The sequence below is a fragment of the Stenotrophomonas rhizophila genome (assembly GCF_000661955.1).
In the GTDB taxonomy this organism is placed as follows: Bacteria; Pseudomonadota; Gammaproteobacteria; order Xanthomonadales; family Xanthomonadaceae; genus Stenotrophomonas; species Stenotrophomonas rhizophila.
On record NZ_CP007597.1, the window covers coordinates 2,009,625 to 2,029,893 of the forward strand.

The window sequence follows — 20,269 nt, forward strand, 5'->3', positions numbered from 1 at the left end:
TCGACGCTCAGGGGGATGGCGGCGCTGCCAGCGCCTGGGTGACGGTTTTCTTGCCAACGTTGCGGGTGCTGCGCAGCACGAACACCCAGCGGTCTTCGTCAGGCTGGCGCACCAGCTCATACCGCTTCACTTCCACGCTGGCGTTGTCGTCGTACGGCGTGTCCTCATACTTGAGTTGGGCCGTGGACAGCCAGGTCTTGCCGCCGGCCTGCACCACGCGGGCGTCGCTCAACGGGAAGTCCGCGGTCGCGGTGGTCTTGAACACGAATTCGCTGGGGGCCGCATCCGGCTTGGCCAGCAGCGGCACCTGGTTCCACACCGCGTCCTTGCCCTGCGGCTGCCACTGGAAGCTGTAGACGTAGAAGCTGTGCGCGTTGAAATGGTTGACCAGGCCCGAGTTCACCCGCAGCGTGCCTTGCGCGCTGGCGATGGTGGCGGTACCGGGCTTGTACTGCTGGGCCTGCGCCGGGGCGGCGGCGATCGCGGCGGCCAGCAGCAGATACGACAGGGTTTTCATGCGTGATCGTTCTCGTTGCCGAGCAGTTCGAGGATCTGCTCCGGGGTCAGGGCGCCCGTCTGCGCGGCGGCATCGAGCTCGCCGCGGTAGCGGTCGCCATCGGGGTCGTCATCGTTGTCGCCGTCTTCTTCCGGCGGCGCGGCGGTGGCGGCGGTGATCTTTTCCCACTTGTCCTCACCGACCTGCAGGGTGAGCGTCCTGCCCAGCCCCTCGGACATCACGCGCGGCAGGCGGCCATCCTCGCCAACGGTGCCGGCGGCCACTTCCTTGTTGTCCTGGTCGACGATCTTGAAGGGCAGGTTGGTCCAGCCCAAGTCGCCGGCCAGCACGTCCGCGCCTTCCACCGCGAAGCGCAGGCTGTCGGTAAAGGCGAAGGTCTGGTCGGGCAGCGCGGGAACGGCAGCGGCGTCGCTGGCCCCACCCAGGAACGGATGCTGCCCGGCCTTGACGGTAAACGTGCCGGGGCAGCTGAAGGTGATGTCCCCACCTTCCAGCGTGATCGCGCTGTTGCCGGCCTGCAGCACGACTTTCTGCTGGGCCAGCACGTCGATGCGGTCGTCGGTGGCGGTGATGGTGATGGCCTGGTCGGCCAGCAGTTCCAGCTCGCCGGTGTGCGCCTGCAGGCTGACCGGGCCGTTGGCCGCGATCACCTTGATCGGGCCGTCCTGCGTAAACAGCGCGGTGTGCTCGCCGGACACGGTGGAGACGGTTTCGCCGGCGCTGATGTGCAGGTCCTGCTGCACGGTCATCTGCAGGTTCTGCCCGGCGTAGGCCACCGCACTGGCCGGGGTGGTCCAGATGATCTGCTCGGGCGACTCGGCCAGCAGCAGGGCCGCGGCAAAGCGCTCCACCGGGTTGCTGCCCGGGGTGCGGCCATCGTCGGGCTTCATTGCCGACTGGCCGTTGACCTCGCCGTCGTACTTGCCGTCCACCTGCGGATCGATCTTCTCGCGCAGCTGGGTGGTGCTTTTCAGCGCCGATAGGGCCGGTACGTTCTGCTGCTGCAGGGTGTCGTGCATGCCTTCCAGGCTGCGTTCGGCGCCCTTGAGCTGGGCCACGGCCTCGTTGCTGTCCAGCACCGTGGAGGCGCCATTGCTGCGCGCGGTGGTGGAGATCAGCAGGCCCTTGGCCGCGTGCACATTGCCCCAGCCCTGGGTGGCCAGCTCGAAGCCCTGGCCGCGCAGTGCGCCGCGACGGGTGTCGCCGTGTTCGATCAGGTAGCCCAGTTCCAGCCGGCTGTCGGCCAGCGAGGTCTGCAGACGCGTGCGCAGCTGCCCCGGGGTGTCGTCGATCACCCACTGCTGGGTGCCGCCACCGTCATGGGACTGCGTATGCAGGCCGCTGAGCACGCCCGGATGCTGGGCCTTCTCGTCGATGCCGCCGCCAAAGGGTGGGGCGACCTCGCCGTTGTAGAGCTGGCCGGTGATGCGCGGCTGGTCGATGTCCCCGTGCAGGAACTCCACCAGCACCTCGCTGCCGATACGCGGCAGGAAATGCGTGCCCCAGTTCGGGCCGGCCACCCACTCGGCCACCGGCACCCAGCTGCCGCTGGTCTGGTCGCCCGGCGCATGCCCGGTGAGCTTGCTGCCGGTGTCGGTCAGCCCGCCCGGGTTGGGCGCGGTGCCGCGCTGCCAGCCGAACTGGATGCGTACCTGGTGCTCGCGATTGGGCGTGACCACGCTGTCGGACACGCCGACCACGCGGGCGGTCTGCGGGCCGTGCAGGGTCGGGCGGTCCTGCGGCAAGGCGCGGATCGGGGCGTCGCTAGGGGCGGCCAGGAAGCGGTTGCGGTAGCTGCCGTTCTCCAGGGCGGATTCGCCAAGCAGTTCAACGATGCCGTGGCCCAGGTTATTGACGGCCACATGCGCTACCGCCAACAGCTGGAAGGTCTGGCCCTGGTGCTGCGGATGCTGGGTGAGGGTGAAGCGGTTGCCGGCGGCCAGCACGCGCACGCTGCCGCTGCCCTGGAACAGGGTCATCGGTACGCGCAGCGCATCCAGCCGGGCCTGGGCCTCATCGTCGGCCGAGCCGCCCTTGCCGAAGCGGCCGGCACGCGGCTGCACATAGACTTCCAGCGTCGGCAGCTCGCCGGCCTCGGCCTGGCTCTGGCCGCTCACCGCCTGCAGCTGTTCGCTGTGCCAGCTGGCCACGCTGCTGGCGTTGGGCACCAGTTGGCGCTGCTCGGCAAACGCGGTGATGCCATCGAGTGCTTCGGCCATGTCGGCGCGGTGAAAGCGCTGTGCGCCCAGATCGGTCAGTTCGGCGCCGGGCTCGAACACCACCAGCGTGTGCGCGGCGGTATCGCCCTGGGTCTGCTCGATCCGCCAGGCCAGGCCGGCCTCGGCCAGCAGCCGGGTCACAAAGCCCCAGTCGCTCTCGCGGTACTGGGTGGTGATGGCGCGGGCGGGCAGGGTGGACTGCACGTCGAAGCGGAACACCGCCTGCGGGTAGTCGCCGAAGATCTGCTCGCAGATGGTGCGGGTGTCCAGTTCCTGGAAGATCACCGCGTTGCGGCGCAGCTCCAGCAGCGCCGTCCACGGCTCCAGGGTAAGCCGATAGCGGGCCAGGCCACCGTCGCTGCCCAGCTGGGCCACCTCGGTGCACAGCCCATGCCATTGGCGCAGGCCGCCGTCGGCTTGCCGCAGCTGCAGGGTGAGCGGCTGTTCCAGCCACGGGTCCATGTCCAGGAACGCATCGGTGGACAGGCAGTCGATCTCGAAGCGGGTACTGCCACAGACCGATTCCTGGCCCTCGAAGCGCTCCACGACCAGGCCTGGGGCAGGGCCCTGCAACTGGATCAGACGTGCCTGCTGCGAGGGGGCGCCCAGCGAAGCCAGCAACTGTGCGGGGGAGACATCCATATCGACAATCCCATGTCAGGAGTGCAACCAAGCATGTGCCCGGCGGCGGTCGCATCAGCGCCCAACACCGCCAGTCCCCACGCCACTTACCCGGGACCATAACAAACCCCGTCCCCGGGCCATTTCACCTACGGTTCCGGTCACGTCCCCAGACGCGCGCCCGGCAACGGCTGGGCAAGGAATGGGGGTAATTCTGGCGCATCCGACGAGATACGCGGCAATCGTGTCAAAGAGTAGGCGTCAAAGTGTGACGAACAGCACCATATGGGGCGTCGTCGCGTCCGGATTCCATCGTGGCGCCCAGTCTCGTGACCCTCGGTATGGCGGTGGGCGCTCCCGGCTCGCAGAAGCCATCTTGCCACTGGCGCTGCCGGGTCCGCCTGATGCGGGTACATGGCGAAGTCCGCCTCCTTCGAGGGCTGGATCCTGTAAACCTCGGCACAGTGCCCGTTGATGTACGTTCCTGTTGCTGTTGGAGATGCCTCCGCCCCCGACCAGGAGCTCACATGGCTTTCGTCCAGCACCGGGCACAGCGTGCCGTCCGCCACCACGAAGGTATAGCGCCCGGTCTGGCCGATACGTGCAACCGCAGTATTGCTCGTCGGCTTTTTTCCCGCAGGCGGCAGCCGGTAGTAGACATTTGCGGTGGGCCACATCCGGATTCCGGAGATGCGCGCCTCCATCATCTGGTCGCCGATTGCCCCCGGCTCGTTGGAATCAACGACCACGCCATTGCGATCAAAGACCTAGACTTACTCCAGCCCGGGTGCCACCGGGTTGCCCGACAAGAGGACGGCACGGAACGGCCAGTCCTTCGCGGCGTGATAACTGGCCGTGCTATTGGGCGGAAGGTTCGCGTTTCCGAACGGAAGCAGCCAATGTGCCTTTTCGTCGGGCGGCGTCACATCGTGATACGGATCCGCGCCTTCCCCGGGGCGACATCCGTAGATCCGGCCTTCCACGGTGCTGATGGTGCGTGGCGGCGCTGGGCAGTTGACGGACCCGATTGCCTCCGGAAGCGTTTCAAAGGGCGGTTGCGACAGCGAGGCGGCCGTCAGCAGGACTGTCAGTAGCGTACTCATGGTTGATCGGTGCCCATGCTGATATGCACGTGGTGAACGTGGGTGTCATCTGTGGCGCACTACCCGTCGTAACGCGATCTCGTTGCTCCTCATAGCGCTGGTGACTCTTCAGCCAAGCTTCGGCGCAGACTGATCCGGTGACCAGATCCAGAAGGTGGTTCCGAACTCGTTTCCGTCCAAATGGGGAAAGCGGTCCTCCTTCTTGAAGTATCGCGTTGAGCCCATCTTTGCCGGTGTATACCACCAGCCGCTTTGGGGAACCAGCTCGCCCCCTGCGACTCGGTGTGGTCTTGTTGAGCTCGGGAAAGACGAGAGCCCCGTATAGCTGCCATCATGATCCTCGTACTCACCGTCCAGCAGTTCGACGAAGTACCACTTGCACGGACGGCCTTCGAATCCCTGCAGGGCGACGGCCGCCGGTGCAAAATCCACGCGCGCTCGATCACTGTCATCGATCTTTGGTAAGTGTCGATGCTGAGGTTCATTGATCAACGCATGAAGGCCTGATTCGTCGGACCAGAGTCCGGCTCTGCCGACCCGCTCCAAGGCGATCTTTCCGAAGTCGTTCAACGTATACGTATCGCCCAGTTCTCCATAGCCGCCGGTCCAGCCGAACTGAAGTGCCCCCATGGGATCATCCTGCGGAACGTAAACGCCTGTGCGTGGCGGAGTTTGGCCGCTCACGCATTCAATATCGGTCCTTACGCGAAAGCAGGGAATACGTGGAAAGTCCTGCCTGTTCTTTTCCCACAACAATGAGAAAACGAAGTCATTCCAGGTGGTGGGGCGCCGCATCATACGGCTGATGTTGCCAGCGTACTTGAAGACAGCTTCTGCGCGACTTTGGAACGATGCCTCCTGTTCGCCGGTCGCCCAGATCATCTGGAAGGCGTACTCTTGCAACATTCTGGAGCACTGACGTTCGCCGGCCTCGCTGTAGCGTTCGTAACTGCGAGCTGCAATGGCTCTGATCACTTTCTCTTTGAAGTCTACCAGTGCGGGAAACGCATGGGTTGAGAAGTGCCCAGCCGTATCGGCTGGCTGCCAATTGGCGAGTGAGCGACCCGCAGCGTCCAGACCACCACGATCCTCCAAAATTTCGTCGGTGAAGCCGATCAGCTGATTGATCTGTTCCAACAGGCCTCTGAGGTAGGGCATGGAAGCGAAGTGGTAGAGCAGCGCAGCTTGACGGCGGTGCCACGGATTTAGCTCTTGGTTGACTGTCTGCATCATGCTTAGCTTTTGGTTACCTGTCCGGGAAGATTGGGCAAGCCCAATCTGACGTCGTTCAATTGAGTGCCGAAGTCCGTGCTTCCCCAGCGTGTATCGAACGGGCCTAGAATGCTTGGGTGATTGATCTTGGTGCGTAGGCTGGGATACTTGATCTGCTCATGTGGTGGAAGATTCCTCCACGTCGCGTAGGTCATTGTGCTTGGGGTCAGTTGGCCAGTCGCCTGGTCAACCTTGAAATAGGTGGCGCTATCGCCAGCAGCACCGCCTGGTGCAAGAAATGGATTTCCGTCTGCGTCATAGGTCAGGGTTCCGTTGAACTTGATCTGTTCGTATCCCCCTTCAAGATGATGGTCTGGCAGGTCGTCCTTGATCTGTGCCGATGCCTCGCCACGCCATACTTTTACCTTCTCGCCGGCCTTGATTTCGTAGACGACGAACTGGCCATTTGGATTCCAGTCAGGCCAGACTGCCAAGAACTTGCGCCACTCTGCTTTCGGGTCCTTGGAGCGCATGATTCTGTTGAAGACCTCTTCGCTCATCCAGTCTGCGCCAGCTGCAAAATTGCTGGGCGAGACGACGCGGTACAGCTTCATTGGGCCCTCAAGGGTAGCTTCAACGAGCTTCGTGAAGCTTTCAATTTGCGCATCTGTAAGCGCTGGATAGCCTTCTGCCGTCTTTGCATCAACCTTCTTGCGCTGACTTATGGGGTCCAGCGGTAAGTTCTTGGTTGGCTTGCCCGTACCCAACCAAGCTGGGGGCGGACTTGAGCGACGCATCAGCGTCACCGCATGCGCCTCCGGCAGTGTTCCAGAAAAATGTACGTTTCCTGCGTCCAGAACGCCGCGGCGCTGGACGAGATCTTCAATCTCCAATCGCCGAATGATCTCATCCAGAGTCCTCAGCGCGGGAGCGGTGAACTCGGTGATCTTTCTTCTTGCCAAGCTGCGAACGTTGTTCACCAGCTTGAGCGTCTCCTGTGCGGCGGGACCAACCACAGGGATGTGCTTGGCATAGCCCAGGAGGTTGTCCATCAGCTTGATGGCGCGGTCGAATGCATCGAGCAGGATCTTTGGGCTGACCAGGGCGCGTACCACGCGGGTCTGGTTGGCCAGTTCATGGAACAGGCGATCCCATTTCAGCGCCTTCCAGTATTTCATCACCTCGCGTCGGCGCAGGAAGGTAATTACCCAATCCATCGCCTCGTCGACTGCACGTGCCACGTGATTCAGACCGGCGCGGCGCACGTAGATGAAGAAGATCTTGAGAACGCCCTTGAGGAGCGAACCCACAGTGGGGATCAGACCAACAAGGGTCAGTACCAGTCCGACCCACGCCCAGGTGTTGCTGGTGTCGTCATTGATCTGTTTGCAGTTGGCAACGACATCACGGACGTCACAGACCTGATCAACGCCCGGAATCATGGAGATCGCGGTGTCGAAGGCGATCTGACCTGTAGTGCGCTCCTGGTTGAAGTCGCCCTGGATGGCTTCCCACAGCCATTCGACTACGTTCTTGGAGCCGTCAGTGACGTTCTTGTACTGCTCGGTGACGAAGGCCAGCGCTTCCCGCAACTGCTGAAGGGTAACCGGGGCTGCTTCGTTCGGGCGATCGTGACCTGAATCAGCCATGCGTATTGCCCTGCAGGTTGGCAATCAGCTCCAGGTCGGGCCAGGCAGTGTCCCGTGTCGGATCGCGTGGCTCGTAGATGACTTTCGCGACCTTCTTTTCGGGTATGGGGCCGTGATGCGCCTTGCCCTCTGCGTCCAGCTTGCCCTGAATCGTAGATCCGTCTTCGAAGTGGATCTCGTATGGCGTCCCTGCCAGTGCCTGCATCGTGTCAACGTCCATGTAATTGAGTGCTATCCAGTGCGTGGCTTCCTGCGCGCCGCTGGGAAGCGGGGGGAGGAATGCTTCATCCTTGGCACCGCCCAGGAACGGATGCTGCCCGGCCTTGACGGTAAACGTGCCGGGACAGCTGAAGGTGATGTCCCCACCCTCCAGCGTGATCGCGCTGTTGCCGGCCTGCAGCACCACTTTCTGCTGGGCCAGCACGTCGATGCGGTCGTCGGTGGCGGTGATGGTGATGGCCTGGTCGGCCAGCAGTTCGAGCTCGCCGGTGTGCGCCTGCAGGCTGACCGGCCCGTTGGCCGCGATCACCTTGATCGGGCCGTCCTGCGTAAACAGCGCGGTGTGCTCGCCGGACACGGTGGAGACGGTTTCGCCGGCGCTGATGTGCAGGTCCTGCTGCACGGTCATCTGCAGGTTCTGCCCGGCGTAGGCCACCGCACTGGCCGGGGTGGTCCAGATGATCTGCTCGGGCGACTCGGCCAGCAGCAGGGCCGCGGCAAAGCGCTCCACCGGGTTGCTGCCCGGGGTGCGGCCATCATCGGGCTTCATTGCAGACTGGCCGTTGACCTCGCCGTCGTACTTGCCGTCCACCTGCGGATCGATCTTCTCGCGCAGCTGGGTGGTGCTTTTCAGCGCCGATAGGGCCGGTACGTTCTGCTGCTGCAGGGTGTCGTGCATGCCTTCCAGGCTGCGTTCGGCGCCCTTGAGCTGGGCCACGGCCTCGTTGCTGTCCAGCACCGTGGAGGCGCCATTGCTGCGCGCGGTGGTGGAGATCAGCAGGCCCTTGGCCGCGTGCACGTTGCCCCAGCCCTGGGTGGCCAGCTCGAAGCCCTGGCCGCGCAGTGCGCCGCGGCGGGTGTCGCCATGTTCGATCAGGTAGCCCAGCTCCAGCCGGCTGTCGGCCAGCGAGGTCTGCAGGCGCGTGCGCAGCTGCCCGGGGGTGTCATCGATCACCCACTGCTGGGTGCCGCCACCGTCATGGGACTGCGTATGCAGGCCGCTGAGCACGCCCGGATGCTGGGCCTTCTCGTCGATGCCGCCGCCAAAGGGTGGGGCGACCTCGCCGTTGTAGAGCTGGCCGGTGATGCGCGGCTGGTCGATGTCCCCATGCAGGAACTCCACCAGCACCTCGCTGCCGATGCGCGGCAGGAAATGCGTGCCCCAGTTCGGCCCGGCCACCCACTCGGCCACCGGCACCCAGCTGCCGCTGGTCTGGTCGCCCGGGGCATGCCCGGTGAGCTTGCTGCCGGTGTCGGTCAGCCCGCCCGGGTTGGGCGCGGTGCCGCGCTGCCAGCCGAACTGGATGCGTACCTGGTGCTCGCGATTGGGCGTGACCACGCTGTCGGACACGCCGACCACGCGGGCGGTCTGCGGGCCGTGCAGAGTCGGCCGGTCCTGCGGCAACGCCCGGATCGGGGCGTCGCTAGGGGCGGCCAGGAAGCGGTTGCGATAGCTGCCGTTCTCCAGGGCGGATTCGCCAAGCAGTTCAACGATGCCGTGGCCCAGGTTATTGACGGCCACATGCGCTACCGCCAACAGCTGGAAGGTCTGGCCCTGGTGCTGCGGGTGCTGGGTGAGGGTGAAGCGGTTGCCGGCGGCCAGCACGCGCACGCTGCCGCTGCCCTGGAACAGGGTCATCGGTACGCGCAGCGCATTCAGACGGGCCTGGGCCTCATCGTCGGCCGAGGCGCCCTTGCCGAAGCGGCCGGCACGTGGCTGCACATAGACTTCCAGCGCCGGCAGCTCGCCGGCCTCGGCCTGGCTCTGGCCGCTCACCGCCTGGAGCTGCTCGCTGTGCCAGCTGGCCACGCTGCTGGCGTTGGGGACCAGCTGGCGCTGCTCGGCAAACGCGGTGATGCCATCGAGTGCCTCGGCCATGTCGGCGCGATGGAAGCGCTGTGCGCCCAGGTCGGTCAGTTCGGCGCCCGGCTCGAAGACCACGAGCGTATGTGCGGCGGTATCGCCCTGGGTCTGCTCGATCCGCCAGGCCAGGCCGGCCTCGGCCAGCAGCCGGGTGACAAAGCCCCAGTCGCTCTCGCGGTACTGGGTGGTGATGGCGCGGGCGGGCAGGGCGGACTGCACGTCGAAGCGGAACACCGCCTGCGGGTAGTCGCCGAAGATCTGCTCGCAGATGGTGCGGGTGTCCAGTTCCTGGAAGATCACCGCGTTGCGGCGCAGTTCCAGCAGCGCCGTCCACGGCTCCAGGGTGAGCCGGTAGCGGGCCAGGCCACCGTCGCTGCCCAGCTGGGCCACCTCGGTACACAGCCCATGCCACTGACGCAGGCCGCCGTCGGCTTGCCGCAGCTGCAGGGTGAGCGGCTGTTCCAGCCACGGGTCCATGTCCAGGAACGCATCGGTGGACAGGCAGTCGATCTCGAAGCGGGTGCTGCCGCAGACCGATTCCTGGCCCTCGAAACGCTCCACGACCAGGCCTGGGGCAGGGCCCTGCAGCTGGATCAGACGTGCCTGCTGCGAAGGAGAGGCGAGGGCGGCAAGCGCCGCTGAGCGGGAGATATCCATATCGTCGTCAGGCTTCTTGGAAGATGGGCGAAGATGCGCACGTTCCTGTGCGCATCCGCATGAGGTCGACACGGACCGTCATGCGCTGAAAACTGCTTGCTGCCCCGGTGGAGCAGCGCAAGGTCGCCGGGCCAAGGGCCGACGACCCTGTCTGGTTCAGGGCAGCGTGATGGTGATGTGCGCCGTACGCTGTGGCATCTGCACCACATCGTTGTACGCCGCCATCCGCTGCTGGGTTTCGTGACCCAGATAGAAGCGCAGGCCGAAGAAGCCGAGCAGGCCGAACCCGGCCACCAGGGCCGCAGGCATCCACAGCGGCACCACGCGGCGCAGGCTGTGGCGCACGTTGTCCGGTGGCAGTGCATGCGGCGCGAAGCCGTGGCGCTTGCCCTTGAGGTACACGATCTCATCGCCCAGGCGGGCGGTGAGGTAGCCGAGCTTCTCGGTGCCTTCCAGGCGGTACTTGCCCTCGAAGCCCATCAGCAGGCAGAAGTGGTACACCTCCAGCGACGGCAGGCGCGGGGCGCCCTGGCGGCGCAGCTCTTCAAGCCGGTCGAAGAAGTGCTCACCGGCCAGGTGTTCGCCGAACAGGCGCAGCTGCAGCGGGTTGCGCTCCCAGGACTCATGCAGCGACGACGGCTGCGACAGGATCGCTTCGTCCACCGCGGCGCAGAACGCGTACTTGGCTGCGTAGACGTCTTCGGAGGCGATGCCCATGCGGTTGGCGTTGCGCTCCACACCGTCCAGGAACTTCTGCACGGTCGACACGAACGCTTCGCCGTCGGAGGGCAGCTGCCCACGCTTGAGCAACAGCAGCAGGTAGAAGCCATCGGCCATCAGGTCCTGCAGGCTCTGCGGGTTGGCCGCCTGCGGGGCAGGCGCGGCCAGGCCGCCATGCGAGCTCAGCGAGGGCATCGGGCCCGGGGTAGGGGGCAGGGGCGAATTCATCATGAGGTCACCGCGACAAGTTCCATTTTGAGGTCGGCAATACCGGACGGCACGTACACCATCAGCGACTGCGACTTGAGCATGCGCTCATAGAGTGCGCCGCGCGTATCCAGTTCGAAGTAGTGACTGCCCGGGCGCACCGGGATGGCGGCCGGCACCTGGTTGGCGTGGGTGAGCTTGACGCCGGGCAGCGCCGACAGCACGCACTTTTCCACGTCGTCGGGGGCGCCGATCTTGAAGCGCACCGGCACCGTCTGCACCAGCTCCTGCGCCGGCACGTCGGCCGACACCGCCAGGTAGAACGAGGCATCGCCATCGATGCGCTGCGAGTCCAGCCGGCCCAGATGGTAGGACGGCTTGACCTCGTTGAGCGCGATCTTGAAGTAACGCGCCGAAATCACCGTGTCCAGCAGCGTGCGGATGATCTCGAACAGCTGCCGGAAGCCGGCTTCGGGCTGCGCGTGCAGGTAGCGCGGCAGATCGTTGAGCGCATACGCATTGGAGAACGTCAGCATCGCCCCGGCCATGCGCAGCAGTTCCTGGTGCAGGCGTTCGGGGTGCAGCTGCGGATGGTGGTACAGGTGCGCCAGCGAACTGAACGACGAGTTGATCGTGTGCAGCAGCCAGAACGAGGCGATGTCGCCCGAGCGGAACTCGATGATGTTCTTCGATGGTTCGCGGTGCAGGCCGTACAGCGCGTCCACCTTGGCCTGCAGCGAATCGAGGATGCCGCGCAGTTCCCGATGCAGGGTCGGCGAGGCTTCCAGGTGTGCGCACGGCGGGATGAACTCGTCGTCGAGCTCGAACCCGCCGGTGGACGTGCGGCGGATGCGCGCCAGTGCCACGGTGGAATACGGATCGCGCGGGTTCTCGTCGGTCAGCAGCTTCACCGCCTTGCCGAGGAAGCCAAGTTCGGCCTCCACCGCGTCGGTGTAGAGGTCGTTGGCGCCGCGATTGATCTGGCGATAGCGGGCCAGCTGGCTCGACTCGGCATCGGCGCAGTTGTCGCCGTCATCGCGCAGCAACGGCAGTGCGAGGTGGATCACCGTGGACTGCACGCCGGGCGGCAGGTCCTTCAGCGAGAGCGCATCGGGCAGTGCGTCGTGCACTGGCGCGTCGTAGCTCTCGCCATCGGGAAACACGGCCGAAATGTCCAGCGGACGCAGCGTGCCGCTGCCGAGTGCCTGCGGATCGAAACGCACGCGACGGCAGCCCCAGGCATAGGGGTGCAGCGTGAGTGACAGGTCCTGCAGACGCGCCTCGTGATAAGCATCCTGGCGCTGGAAATGCTGGGGCCTCAGGAACAGGCCTTCACCCCAGAGAACTTTGGACATCCTGCTTACATATGCCACATTTCAATCCTTGGAAATCTCGGGCCAACCCCGCCCGATACACACTAGGTTTCCACACACACTCCCAAGACAGGAATGTGAAAGTGCGAGATGCATCACGTTTTCGATGCCCGGCTACTCAACAATACTACCGCATGCCGGGATTCTGACGTCAGAATGCAGGCATCTTCAACGAGGAGAGACGCAGCGCACGGAAGCGAGACTGCCCGGGTCCCCTGACACACGTGTGACCAGGGCCTGGCTGTCAGTCGTCAGTGCGCAGGCATGGATTCCCACCGTAATACCTTCGTTGGCCAGGTTCTTGTGCTTGCCGTCGAACGCGAACCGCCAGCGGCCTTCGGCCGGTGCGCGGAACAGGGCGACCACACCGAGCACCGCGGTCCCTTCACTCAACTGTTCCTTGAGCTCCTGGCGATTGCCCGGGGTCAGCACGATCTCGTTGACCGACAACAGGTCTGCACCCAGCGCGGCCTGTTCGCCACTCTGGTCGAGGAACGCATTGAAGGGCGCCTGCTCGAAGCGCTGTGCACTGCGCAGGTGGTAGACCTTCACCACCGCGGCGGTGGCGCGCTTGTCGTTGCCGGCGTTGAGGTTGATGCCGGCCAGCAGCCGCAGGGGAACCACCGGCGGTGCCTCCGGTTGCGCATCACGGATCCCGACCGCCTGCAGTGTCTTGTCCATGGCCTTGCCCAGCCCGCCGCTCGCGCAGCCGGTCAATGACAATGACATCGCCGTGACAAGACATATAAGAGTGTGACGCCCTAAGCAGAAATTTCGGCTCATGAGGGGTTTCATGCATTCTCGGACGGAGGGTTGGGGATGGTGATCAGCGGGGCGTTGCGAAGCCGCATGTACGTCAAGATCGCGGAAGACAGTGTGAAAAACGGCAACGTTGCATTGAAACACTCTATGCGCTTCACTATACCCCTGCGTATTTGCAGTTGTACACTTGCGGCGGTAAGGGAAGGGAATCCCGTGTGTTGTATCGGCGGGGACCGGACTCACCTTTAGAAGTTTCCATGAGGGATTGGCATGAAAGTGAAGGTAATGGGGAAGGCTGTCTATCGGCCGTTGTTGGCAATGGCACTGCTGTCTGGTCTGGCGGCCTGTTCGTCGGCGCCGAAGAAGGGCGCGGTGCCTCCGTACGATGCAACGATGACCACGGCGGAGACGCAGGTCACCACGGTAGGTTCGGAAGCCGCCATCAAGAGCTTTGAAGACGCCGCGCGCGCCGATCCGACCCGCAAGGAACCGTGGGTGCGCATCGCGCAGCTGCAGTTCGACCAGGGCCAGTACGCACGTGCCATCGTTGCCGCCGAAGAGGTGCTGCAGCGCGACCCGGATGACCTGGTGGCCGATGGCGTCATCACCGTGGCCGGCTTCCGCATCGCCAACACCTCGCTGACGCGCCTGCAGGGCCGCGGCGCACTGGCATCGGAAACTGCGCGCAAGGAAGCCAAGACCCTGGCCGACACCCTGCGCAAGACCATGGGCGATGCCGTGCTTGAAGATCCCAAGCCGAAGCCGCGCACGCCGGCCCGTCGCACGGGTACCCGTCGCACCACCGCACCGGCTGCGGCACCTGCTGCCGCGCCTGCTGCACGTCCGGCGTCGTCCAACGGCGGCGATCCCTTCCAGAACCTCGGCGGCAACTGATCCGCACGCAGTAACGCCCCCAGTCAGGAGACACCGATGGCGAAGAAGGACAGTATTCAGAAGCGGCTCCAGAAGATCCGCCCCCCGCGCGTGCAGTTGACCTACGACGTGGAAAAGGGTGATGCGATCGAACAGAAGGAGCTGCCGTTCGTGGTGGGCGTGCTCGGTGACCTGAGCGGCAACCCGGAACAGCCGTTGCCCAAGGTCAAGGACCGCAAGTTCGTCAACGTCGACCTGGACAATTTCGACGAAGTGATGGAAGGCGTCGCCCCGCGCGCGGTCTATCGCGTCGCCAACAAGATCAGTGATGGCGGCGGCGAGTTCGGCGTCGAGTTGAAGTTCAACTCGATCGACGATTTCCGCCCCGAATCGGTGGTCGACCAGATCGAACCGCTGCGCAAGCTGCTGGAATCGCGCACCAAGCTGGCCGACCTGCGCAACAAGCTGGCCGGCAACGAGAAGCTCGAAGACCTGCTGACCGATGTCCTGAACAACACCGAACAGCTCAAGAAGCTGGGCACGGGCAAGGAGCAATAAGCCATGGCAGCAGAAGCTACCGGTGTAGCCGAACAGTCGGCCGCAGCCGTCGAGGAAATCGGCCTGCTCGACCAGATCGTCGAGAAGAGCAAGGTCGCCAAGTCCGAGACCGAGCACCAGCGTGCCAAGGACATCATTTCCGAGCTGGCCAAGGAAGTGTTGGAGGGCACCGTGGTGGTGTCCGACAACCTCAACCTGACCCTGGATGCGCGCATCGCCGAGATTGACCGGATCATCTCCGAGCAGCTCAGCGCGGTCATGCATGCCCCGCAGTTCCAGCAGCTGGAAAGCACCTGGCGCGGCCTGCATTACCTGTGCCAGCAGACCTCCACCGGCCCGAACATGAAGATCAAGGTCTTCAACGCGCCGAAGAAGGACCTGGTCAAGGACTTCAAGTCGGCGATCGACTTCGATCAGAGCGCGCTGTTCAAGAAGGTCTACGAAGAAGAATTCGGCACCTTCGGCGGTGCGCCGTTCGGTGCGCTGGTCGGTGACTATTTCATCGGCCGCCAGCCGGAAGACATGTACTTCGTCGAGCAGATGTCGCACGTGGCCGCTGCGGCCCATGCGCCGTTCATTTCGGCTGCGTCCGAGGGCATGTTCGGCCTGGAGACCTTCACCGATCTGGGCAAGCCGCGCGACATGGCGAAGATCTTCGACACGGTCGAATACGCCAAGTGGAAGTCGTTCCGTGAAAGCGAGGACAGCCGCTACGTCGGCCTGACCCTGCCGCGCTTCCTGGGTCGCCTGCCGTACAACCCGAAGGATGGCACCACGGTCGAAGGCTTCAACTTCGTCGAGGAAGTGGACGCCGCCGACCACAGCAAGTTCCTGTGGTGCAACACCGCCTATGCCATGGCCGCGCGTCTTACCCACGCGTTCGAGGATTACGGTTGGTGTGCGGCCATCCGCGGCGTCGAAGGCGGTGGCCTGGTCGAAGACCTGCCCACCCATACCTTCCGCACCGACGACGGTGAAGTGGCACTGAAGTGCCCGACCGAAGTGGCGATCACCGATCGCCGCGAAAAAGAACTCAGTGACCTCGGTTTCATTCCGCTGGTCCACTGCAAGAATACCGACTACGCCGCGTTCTTCGGCGCCCAGTCGGCACAGAAGCCGAAGAAGTACAACACCGATTCGGCCAATGCCAATGCGATCCTGTCTGCCCAGTTGCAGTACATGTTCGCCGTCTCGCGTATCGCCCATTACCTGAAGGCGATGATGCGCGAGAAGATTGGCAGCTTCGCGTCGGCGGGCAACGTCGAGGAGTTCCTGAACCGTTGGATCTCGCAGTACGTACTGCTGGACGACAACGCCTCGCAGGAAGCCAAGGCCCAGTACCCGCTGCGCGAAGCCGCTGTGAACGTTTCGGAAGTACCGGGGAAACCCGGTGTCTACCGCGCTGTGGCCTTCATCAGGCCGCATTTCCAGCTCGATGAGCTGTCTGTTTCGTTGCGATTGGTTGCCGAATTGCCGGCAACTGCAAAAAAGTCGTAACGCATTGATGTTGCTGTAGCGCCAAGGGGCGGATGCCCTGATTGCAGCGACGTTTTTCCAAGAGGGTTAAACCCCCCTGAACCGCCGGGAGCGATCCCGGCACCCAATCTCACGGAAGACCGGAACTTAGGAGACCAGATATGCAGCACGCTTTCCTCTCTATCGACACCATCAAGGGCGAGTCCCACGACGACAAGCACAAGGATTGGATTGAAATCCAGTCCTTCTCGCAGGATCTGCTGCAGCCGCGTTCGGCCACCGCGTCGACCTCGGGTGGCACCACCGCAGCTCGTGTGAATCTGTCGCCGATCGAAATCACCAAGACGATCGATCTCGCCACCACTGCCCTGAACCAGGCGGCCAGCAATGGCACCACCTTCCCGAAGGCTCGCATTGAATTCATGCGTGCTGACAAGGACGGCAACGCGATCAATTACTACACGGTCGAGCTGCTGAACGTCCTGGTTCACCGCGTCACCACCACGGTTGATTCCGAGGGGATGCCGCAGGAAGTGATTCAGTTGAGCTTTGGTGCGATCAAGTGGACCTACCAGCAGCAGAAGCCGGAAGGCGGCGTTGGTGGCAAGGCCGTGGCGCAGTGGAGTGCAACCAAGAACATTCCGAACTACGCCGTTTGATGTAGTGTCGCTGCGATGGCGCCTTGTGCGCCATCGCAGTCTGAAATCACCTGGCAGTACATCGGGAGTGGCCAGGAACGGCCGCAGCGCGTGTTGCCCCTCTGCATGATGCAGGGACGCAGACAGACCGGAATGACCAATGAAGGGACTCGAACCCAGCTTGCTCGAGAAACTGTTTGACGATGCCCCCAAGTCCAATGGGGGAGGGCATGTGTTCAAGTCCATATCGCTGGACCAGTACAAGGAATCGATCGCCCGCGACCTGGAAGGCCTGCTCAATTCCCGTGCAGCGTTCCAGGAAGACGACATGGCCGAGTTCCCGAACTGCAAGCAGTCGCTGCTGACCTACGGCCTGGCGGATTTTTCCGCGATGAGCCTGGCCAACGCCTATGACCGTGCCGCCATCTGCCGCTCGCTGGAGCAGGCCGTGGCCCGGCACGAGCGCCGTTTGAAGAACGTGGGGGTCAGCCTGGAGGTTGGCTCGCAGTTCGGTGGCGGCCTGCACTTCACCATCAACGCATTGCTCGATCTGGAGCCGGCCCGCGAGCCGGTCAGCTTCGATGCGATGCTGCAGCCGTCGACCCTGCAGTACCAGGTCAGCCGTACGCGTCGCCAGCAGGCGACCAGCTGACATGCAGGATCTGCTGCCCTATTACGAACGCGAACTGGCTTACCTGCGCCGCTACGGCCGCGAGTTCGCCGATCGCTACCCCAAGATTGCCGGTCGCCTTCAGCTCAATGCCGAAGGCAGCCAGGATCCGCATGTCGAGCGCCTGATCGAAGCCTTCGCGCTGCTCAGCGCACGCGTTTCCAAGCGCATCGAAGACGATTACCCCGAATTCACCGACGCCCTGCTGGACGTCCTGTATCCGCACTACCTGCGGCCGTTCCCGTCGTGCTCGATCGCCCATTTCGACATGGACGGGGTGTCGTCCAAGTTGAGCGCGCCGATCACCGTGGCGCGCGGCACGGCCCTGCAGTCGCGCCCGGTGCGCGGCGTGTCCTGCCGTTTCCGTACCGCCTTCGACGTGGTCCTGGCACCGATCGCGGTGCAGTCGGCGGTATACCGCGGTGTGGCCGAAGCGCCGATGGCCACCAGCCTGCCGGCCGGCAGCGGCGCGCAGGTGTCGCTCAGTTTCCGCCTGATGTCCGACCAGGCCAGCTTCGATACGCTGGGCACCGACGCCCTGCGCCTGTTCCTGGACGGCGAGCCCTCGCTGCGTGCGTCGCTGCGCGATGCTCTGGCGCTCGGGGTCAAGGTGGCCTATGTAGAGGCCGACAACAGCGGCCGCTGGCGCCGCCTGGACGAGGTGCCGCTGCGCCAGGTCGGCTTCAGCGAGGACGAATCGCTGGTCGACTTCCCGGCGCGCTCGCACCCGGCCTATCGTCTGCTCACCGAGCTGTTTGCCTACCCGGAAAAATTCGGCTTCGTCGACCTGCTGCTCAAGCCGGTCACCGCCGGCGCCAGCCGCAGCTTCACCCTGCACCTGATCCTGCAGGCCAGCGCCCCCGAGCGTGGCAACCAGCTGGTGCTGGAGGACCTGAGCGCCAGCAACGTGCGCCTGGGCTGCACGCCGATCGTCAACCTGTTCACCCAGCCGGGCGAGCCGATCCGCGTGACCCATCGCACGGTCAGCTACGCGGTGCTGGCCGATGCGCGGCGTGCGTTTGCCTACGAGGTGTACTCGATCGACTCGGTGCACCGCATCCGGCAGACGCCACAGGGCGAAGTGATCCAGGCGTTCCGTCCGTTCTATTCGCTGCACCATGGCGAAGACCCGGACCGCACCGGGCAGTACTGGGTGTCGCGTCGCGACGAGGACATCGCGCGGCAAAGCCCGGGCTTTGAAACCGAGATCAGCTTCGTCGACCTGGCCTTCAACCCGACCCTGCCGCAGACCGACACCGTCAGCCTGGAGCTGACCTGCAGCAACCGTGACCTGCCCAGCCACCTGGCCCATGGCGTGGCCGGCGGCGATCTCACCCTGGAAGGCGGCACGCCCGCGCGGGCCATCAGCCTGCTGCGCAAGCCGACCCGGCCGTTGCGCTTCCGCCAGGGCAAGAACGCCCAGTGGCGACTGATTTCGCATCTGTCGTTGAACCAGCTGTCGCTGACCGGCAGCGGGCTGACCGCGCTGAAGGAGATGCTGCGGCTGTACGACCTGTCCGGCAACAACGTCTCGGCCCGGCAGATCGACGGCATCCTGGCGTTGGAGCAGCACCCGGTGACCAGCTGGATGTCCGGCAAGCAGTTTGCCTCGGTCGTACGCGGGCTGGAGATCCGCCTGACCATCAACGAGAACCATTTCGTGGGCGCCGGCATTGCCGCGTTTGCCCAGGTGATGGATCACTTCTTTGCACTGTACGTGCATGCCAACAGTTTCACCCGGCTGGTGCTGGTTTCCAGCGACAGTGGTGAGGAGATCGTCCGATGCCCGGCGCGAAGCGGCGAATCGATCCTGGCGTAGCCCAGCAACTGCTCGCCGAACCGCACCGCTTCGAGTTCTTCCAGGCGGCGCGGTTGTTGGAGCAGGTGTTCCAGCGCCAGGGCGTGAAGGCAGGCCAGGCCGTGCCCATGCGGGTGCGGTTCCGCAACCCGTTGTCGCTGGGTTTCCCGGCCACCGAGTTGAGCTCGGAATGCGTGGCGTACAGCCTCAAGGGTGACAAGCTGGAAGACGCCGCGGCGATCGACCATGCGCTTGAGCACGAGACCCTGGCCGAGGTGCACCTGACCCCGCACTTCATGGGCTTGCTGGGCACCTCTGGTGCCTTGCCGCTGCATTACACCGAAACCCTGCAGATCCGCGAGCTGTACGACCGCGACCGCACCGCACGCGCGTTCCTGGACATCTTCTCCACGCGCGCGGTGTCGCTGCATTACGCGGCGTGGAAGAAGCACCGGTTGGCCCTGCAGTACGAGATCGATCGTCGCGAGCGCTTCCTGCCGTTGATCATGTCGCTGTTCGGCATGGGCATGAACGAACTGCGCGACCGGCTGGTGGACGGGCACGGCGACGTGTTCGACCAGGCCTTTGCCTACTACGCCGGCGCGGTGCGGCAACGCCCGGTGTCGGCGGCGCTGATGCAGCGGGTGCTGGCCGACTACTTCCAGGTGCCGCTGGCGCTGGAGCAGTTCGTGGGCGCCTGGTACCGGGTGCCGGCCGGGCAATCCACGCGCCTGGGCCAGGCCAACGCCACGCTCGGCGCCAGTGCGCTGGCCGGCGACCGGGTCTGGCAGCGCGACCTGCGCATGCGCCTGAGCATCGGCCCGCTGCGACGGGAGCAGTTCGATGATTTCCTGCCCGGCGGCAGCGCCGAGCAGGCGCTGGCCAAGTGGCTGTCGCTGCTGACTGGCGGCACGCTGGAATACGAAGTGCGGTTGGTGCTGCGTCAGGAAGACGTGCGCGGCGCCGGGCTGGGTGCCGGCGTCGGCGCGCGGCTGGGCTGGGACAGTTACATGTGCTCGCGTGCCGCCGACGGCCCGCGGTCGGACACCACCTACGGCATCCATACACTGCAATGAACAGGTCGGGGCAGGGCTGACCGGCCGCTGCCCTTCATCAACAGGTTTCAGCAAGGA

At 64.5% G+C, this 20,269-nt stretch carries 16 protein-coding genes; 7 read left to right on the forward strand and 9 right to left on the reverse strand.

What is annotated here, in order from left to right:
• Positions 1–7 precede the first annotated feature (7 nt).
• From DX03_RS08680 to tssJ, 9 genes are all read right to left on the reverse strand, one after another.
• Positions 8–517 (reverse strand): hypothetical protein, encoded by a 510-nt coding sequence (locus DX03_RS08680; protein WP_038687980.1) that lies wholly within the window; start codon positions 515–517, stop codon positions 8–10.
• Positions 514–3,378, reverse strand: coding sequence for a type VI secretion system Vgr family protein (locus tag DX03_RS08685; RefSeq protein ID WP_081797197.1), 2,865 nt, complete (start codon positions 3,376–3,378; stop codon positions 514–516). Before DX03_RS08685 ends, DX03_RS08680 begins: the two co-directional genes overlap by 4 nt.
• A gap of 752 nt (positions 3,379–4,130) precedes the next feature.
• Positions 4,131–4,460, reverse strand: a complete 330-nt coding sequence (locus tag DX03_RS21160) for a hypothetical protein (protein ID WP_185753496.1) — start codon at positions 4,458–4,460, stop codon at positions 4,131–4,133.
• Between the two features lie 108 nt (positions 4,461–4,568).
• Positions 4,569–5,693 carry a hypothetical protein gene (locus DX03_RS08690; RefSeq protein ID WP_244880203.1) on the reverse strand — a complete coding sequence of 375 codons (1,125 nt, stop codon included), beginning with the start codon at positions 5,691–5,693 and terminating at the stop codon, positions 4,569–4,571.
• Between the two features lie 2 nt (positions 5,694–5,695).
• On the reverse strand, positions 5,696–7,321 hold the full coding sequence (locus tag DX03_RS08695; protein WP_038687982.1) for a hypothetical protein: 1,626 nt from the start codon (positions 7,319–7,321) through the stop codon (positions 5,696–5,698).
• Positions 7,314–10,061 carry a type VI secretion system Vgr family protein gene (locus tag DX03_RS08700; RefSeq protein WP_081797198.1) on the reverse strand — a complete coding sequence of 916 codons (2,748 nt, stop codon included), beginning with the start codon at positions 10,059–10,061 and terminating at the stop codon, positions 7,314–7,316. The genes DX03_RS08695 and DX03_RS08700 overlap by 8 nt, the downstream gene beginning before the upstream one ends.
• A gap of 156 nt (positions 10,062–10,217) precedes the next feature.
• On the reverse strand, positions 10,218–11,009 hold the full coding sequence (gene icmH, locus DX03_RS08705) for a type IVB secretion system protein IcmH/DotU (RefSeq protein ID WP_038687984.1): 792 nt from the start codon (positions 11,007–11,009) through the stop codon (positions 10,218–10,220).
• Positions 11,009–12,343, reverse strand: coding sequence for a type VI secretion system baseplate subunit TssK (tssK, locus tag DX03_RS08710; protein ID WP_038687986.1), 1,335 nt, complete (start codon positions 12,341–12,343; stop codon positions 11,009–11,011). Before tssK ends, icmH begins: the two co-directional genes overlap by 1 nt.
• Before the next feature lie 186 nt (positions 12,344–12,529).
• Positions 12,530–13,090, reverse strand: a complete 561-nt coding sequence (gene tssJ / locus DX03_RS08715; protein WP_241658901.1) for a type VI secretion system lipoprotein TssJ — start codon at positions 13,088–13,090, stop codon at positions 12,530–12,532.
• Positions 13,091–13,393: 303 nt separating this feature from the next.
• On the opposite strand from tssJ, the gene DX03_RS08720 reads away from it, so the two are divergent.
• The 7 genes from DX03_RS08720 to tssG all read left to right on the forward strand — a co-directional run bounded on the left by DX03_RS08720 (position 13,394) and on the right by tssG (position 20,212).
• Positions 13,394–14,017, forward strand: coding sequence for a tetratricopeptide repeat protein (locus DX03_RS08720; RefSeq protein ID WP_185753497.1), 624 nt, complete (start codon positions 13,394–13,396; stop codon positions 14,015–14,017).
• Positions 14,018–14,053: 36 nt separating this feature from the next.
• Entirely contained in the window at positions 14,054–14,554 is a 501-nt protein-coding gene (gene tssB / locus DX03_RS08725; protein ID WP_038687988.1) for a type VI secretion system contractile sheath small subunit, read from the forward strand.
• A gap of 3 nt (positions 14,555–14,557) precedes the next feature.
• Positions 14,558–16,051 carry a type VI secretion system contractile sheath large subunit gene (tssC, locus tag DX03_RS08730; protein ID WP_038687990.1) on the forward strand — a complete coding sequence of 498 codons (1,494 nt, stop codon included), beginning with the start codon at positions 14,558–14,560 and terminating at the stop codon, positions 16,049–16,051.
• A gap of 140 nt (positions 16,052–16,191) precedes the next feature.
• Positions 16,192–16,689, forward strand: a complete 498-nt coding sequence (locus tag DX03_RS08735; RefSeq protein ID WP_038687991.1) for an Hcp family type VI secretion system effector — start codon at positions 16,192–16,194, stop codon at positions 16,687–16,689.
• Between the two features lie 139 nt (positions 16,690–16,828).
• Complete coding sequence (gene tssE, locus DX03_RS08740; protein ID WP_038687993.1) at positions 16,829–17,320, forward strand: type VI secretion system baseplate subunit TssE; 492 nt, start codon at positions 16,829–16,831, stop codon at positions 17,318–17,320.
• 1 nt (position 17,321) lies between these two features.
• Positions 17,322–19,157, forward strand: a complete 1,836-nt coding sequence (tssF, locus tag DX03_RS08745) for a type VI secretion system baseplate subunit TssF (RefSeq protein WP_038687996.1) — start codon at positions 17,322–17,324, stop codon at positions 19,155–19,157.
• Positions 19,121–20,212, forward strand: a complete 1,092-nt coding sequence (tssG, locus tag DX03_RS08750; RefSeq protein WP_038687998.1) for a type VI secretion system baseplate subunit TssG — start codon at positions 19,121–19,123, stop codon at positions 20,210–20,212. Before tssF ends, tssG begins: the two co-directional genes overlap by 37 nt.
• The last annotated feature ends 57 nt before the right edge of the window (positions 20,213–20,269 follow it).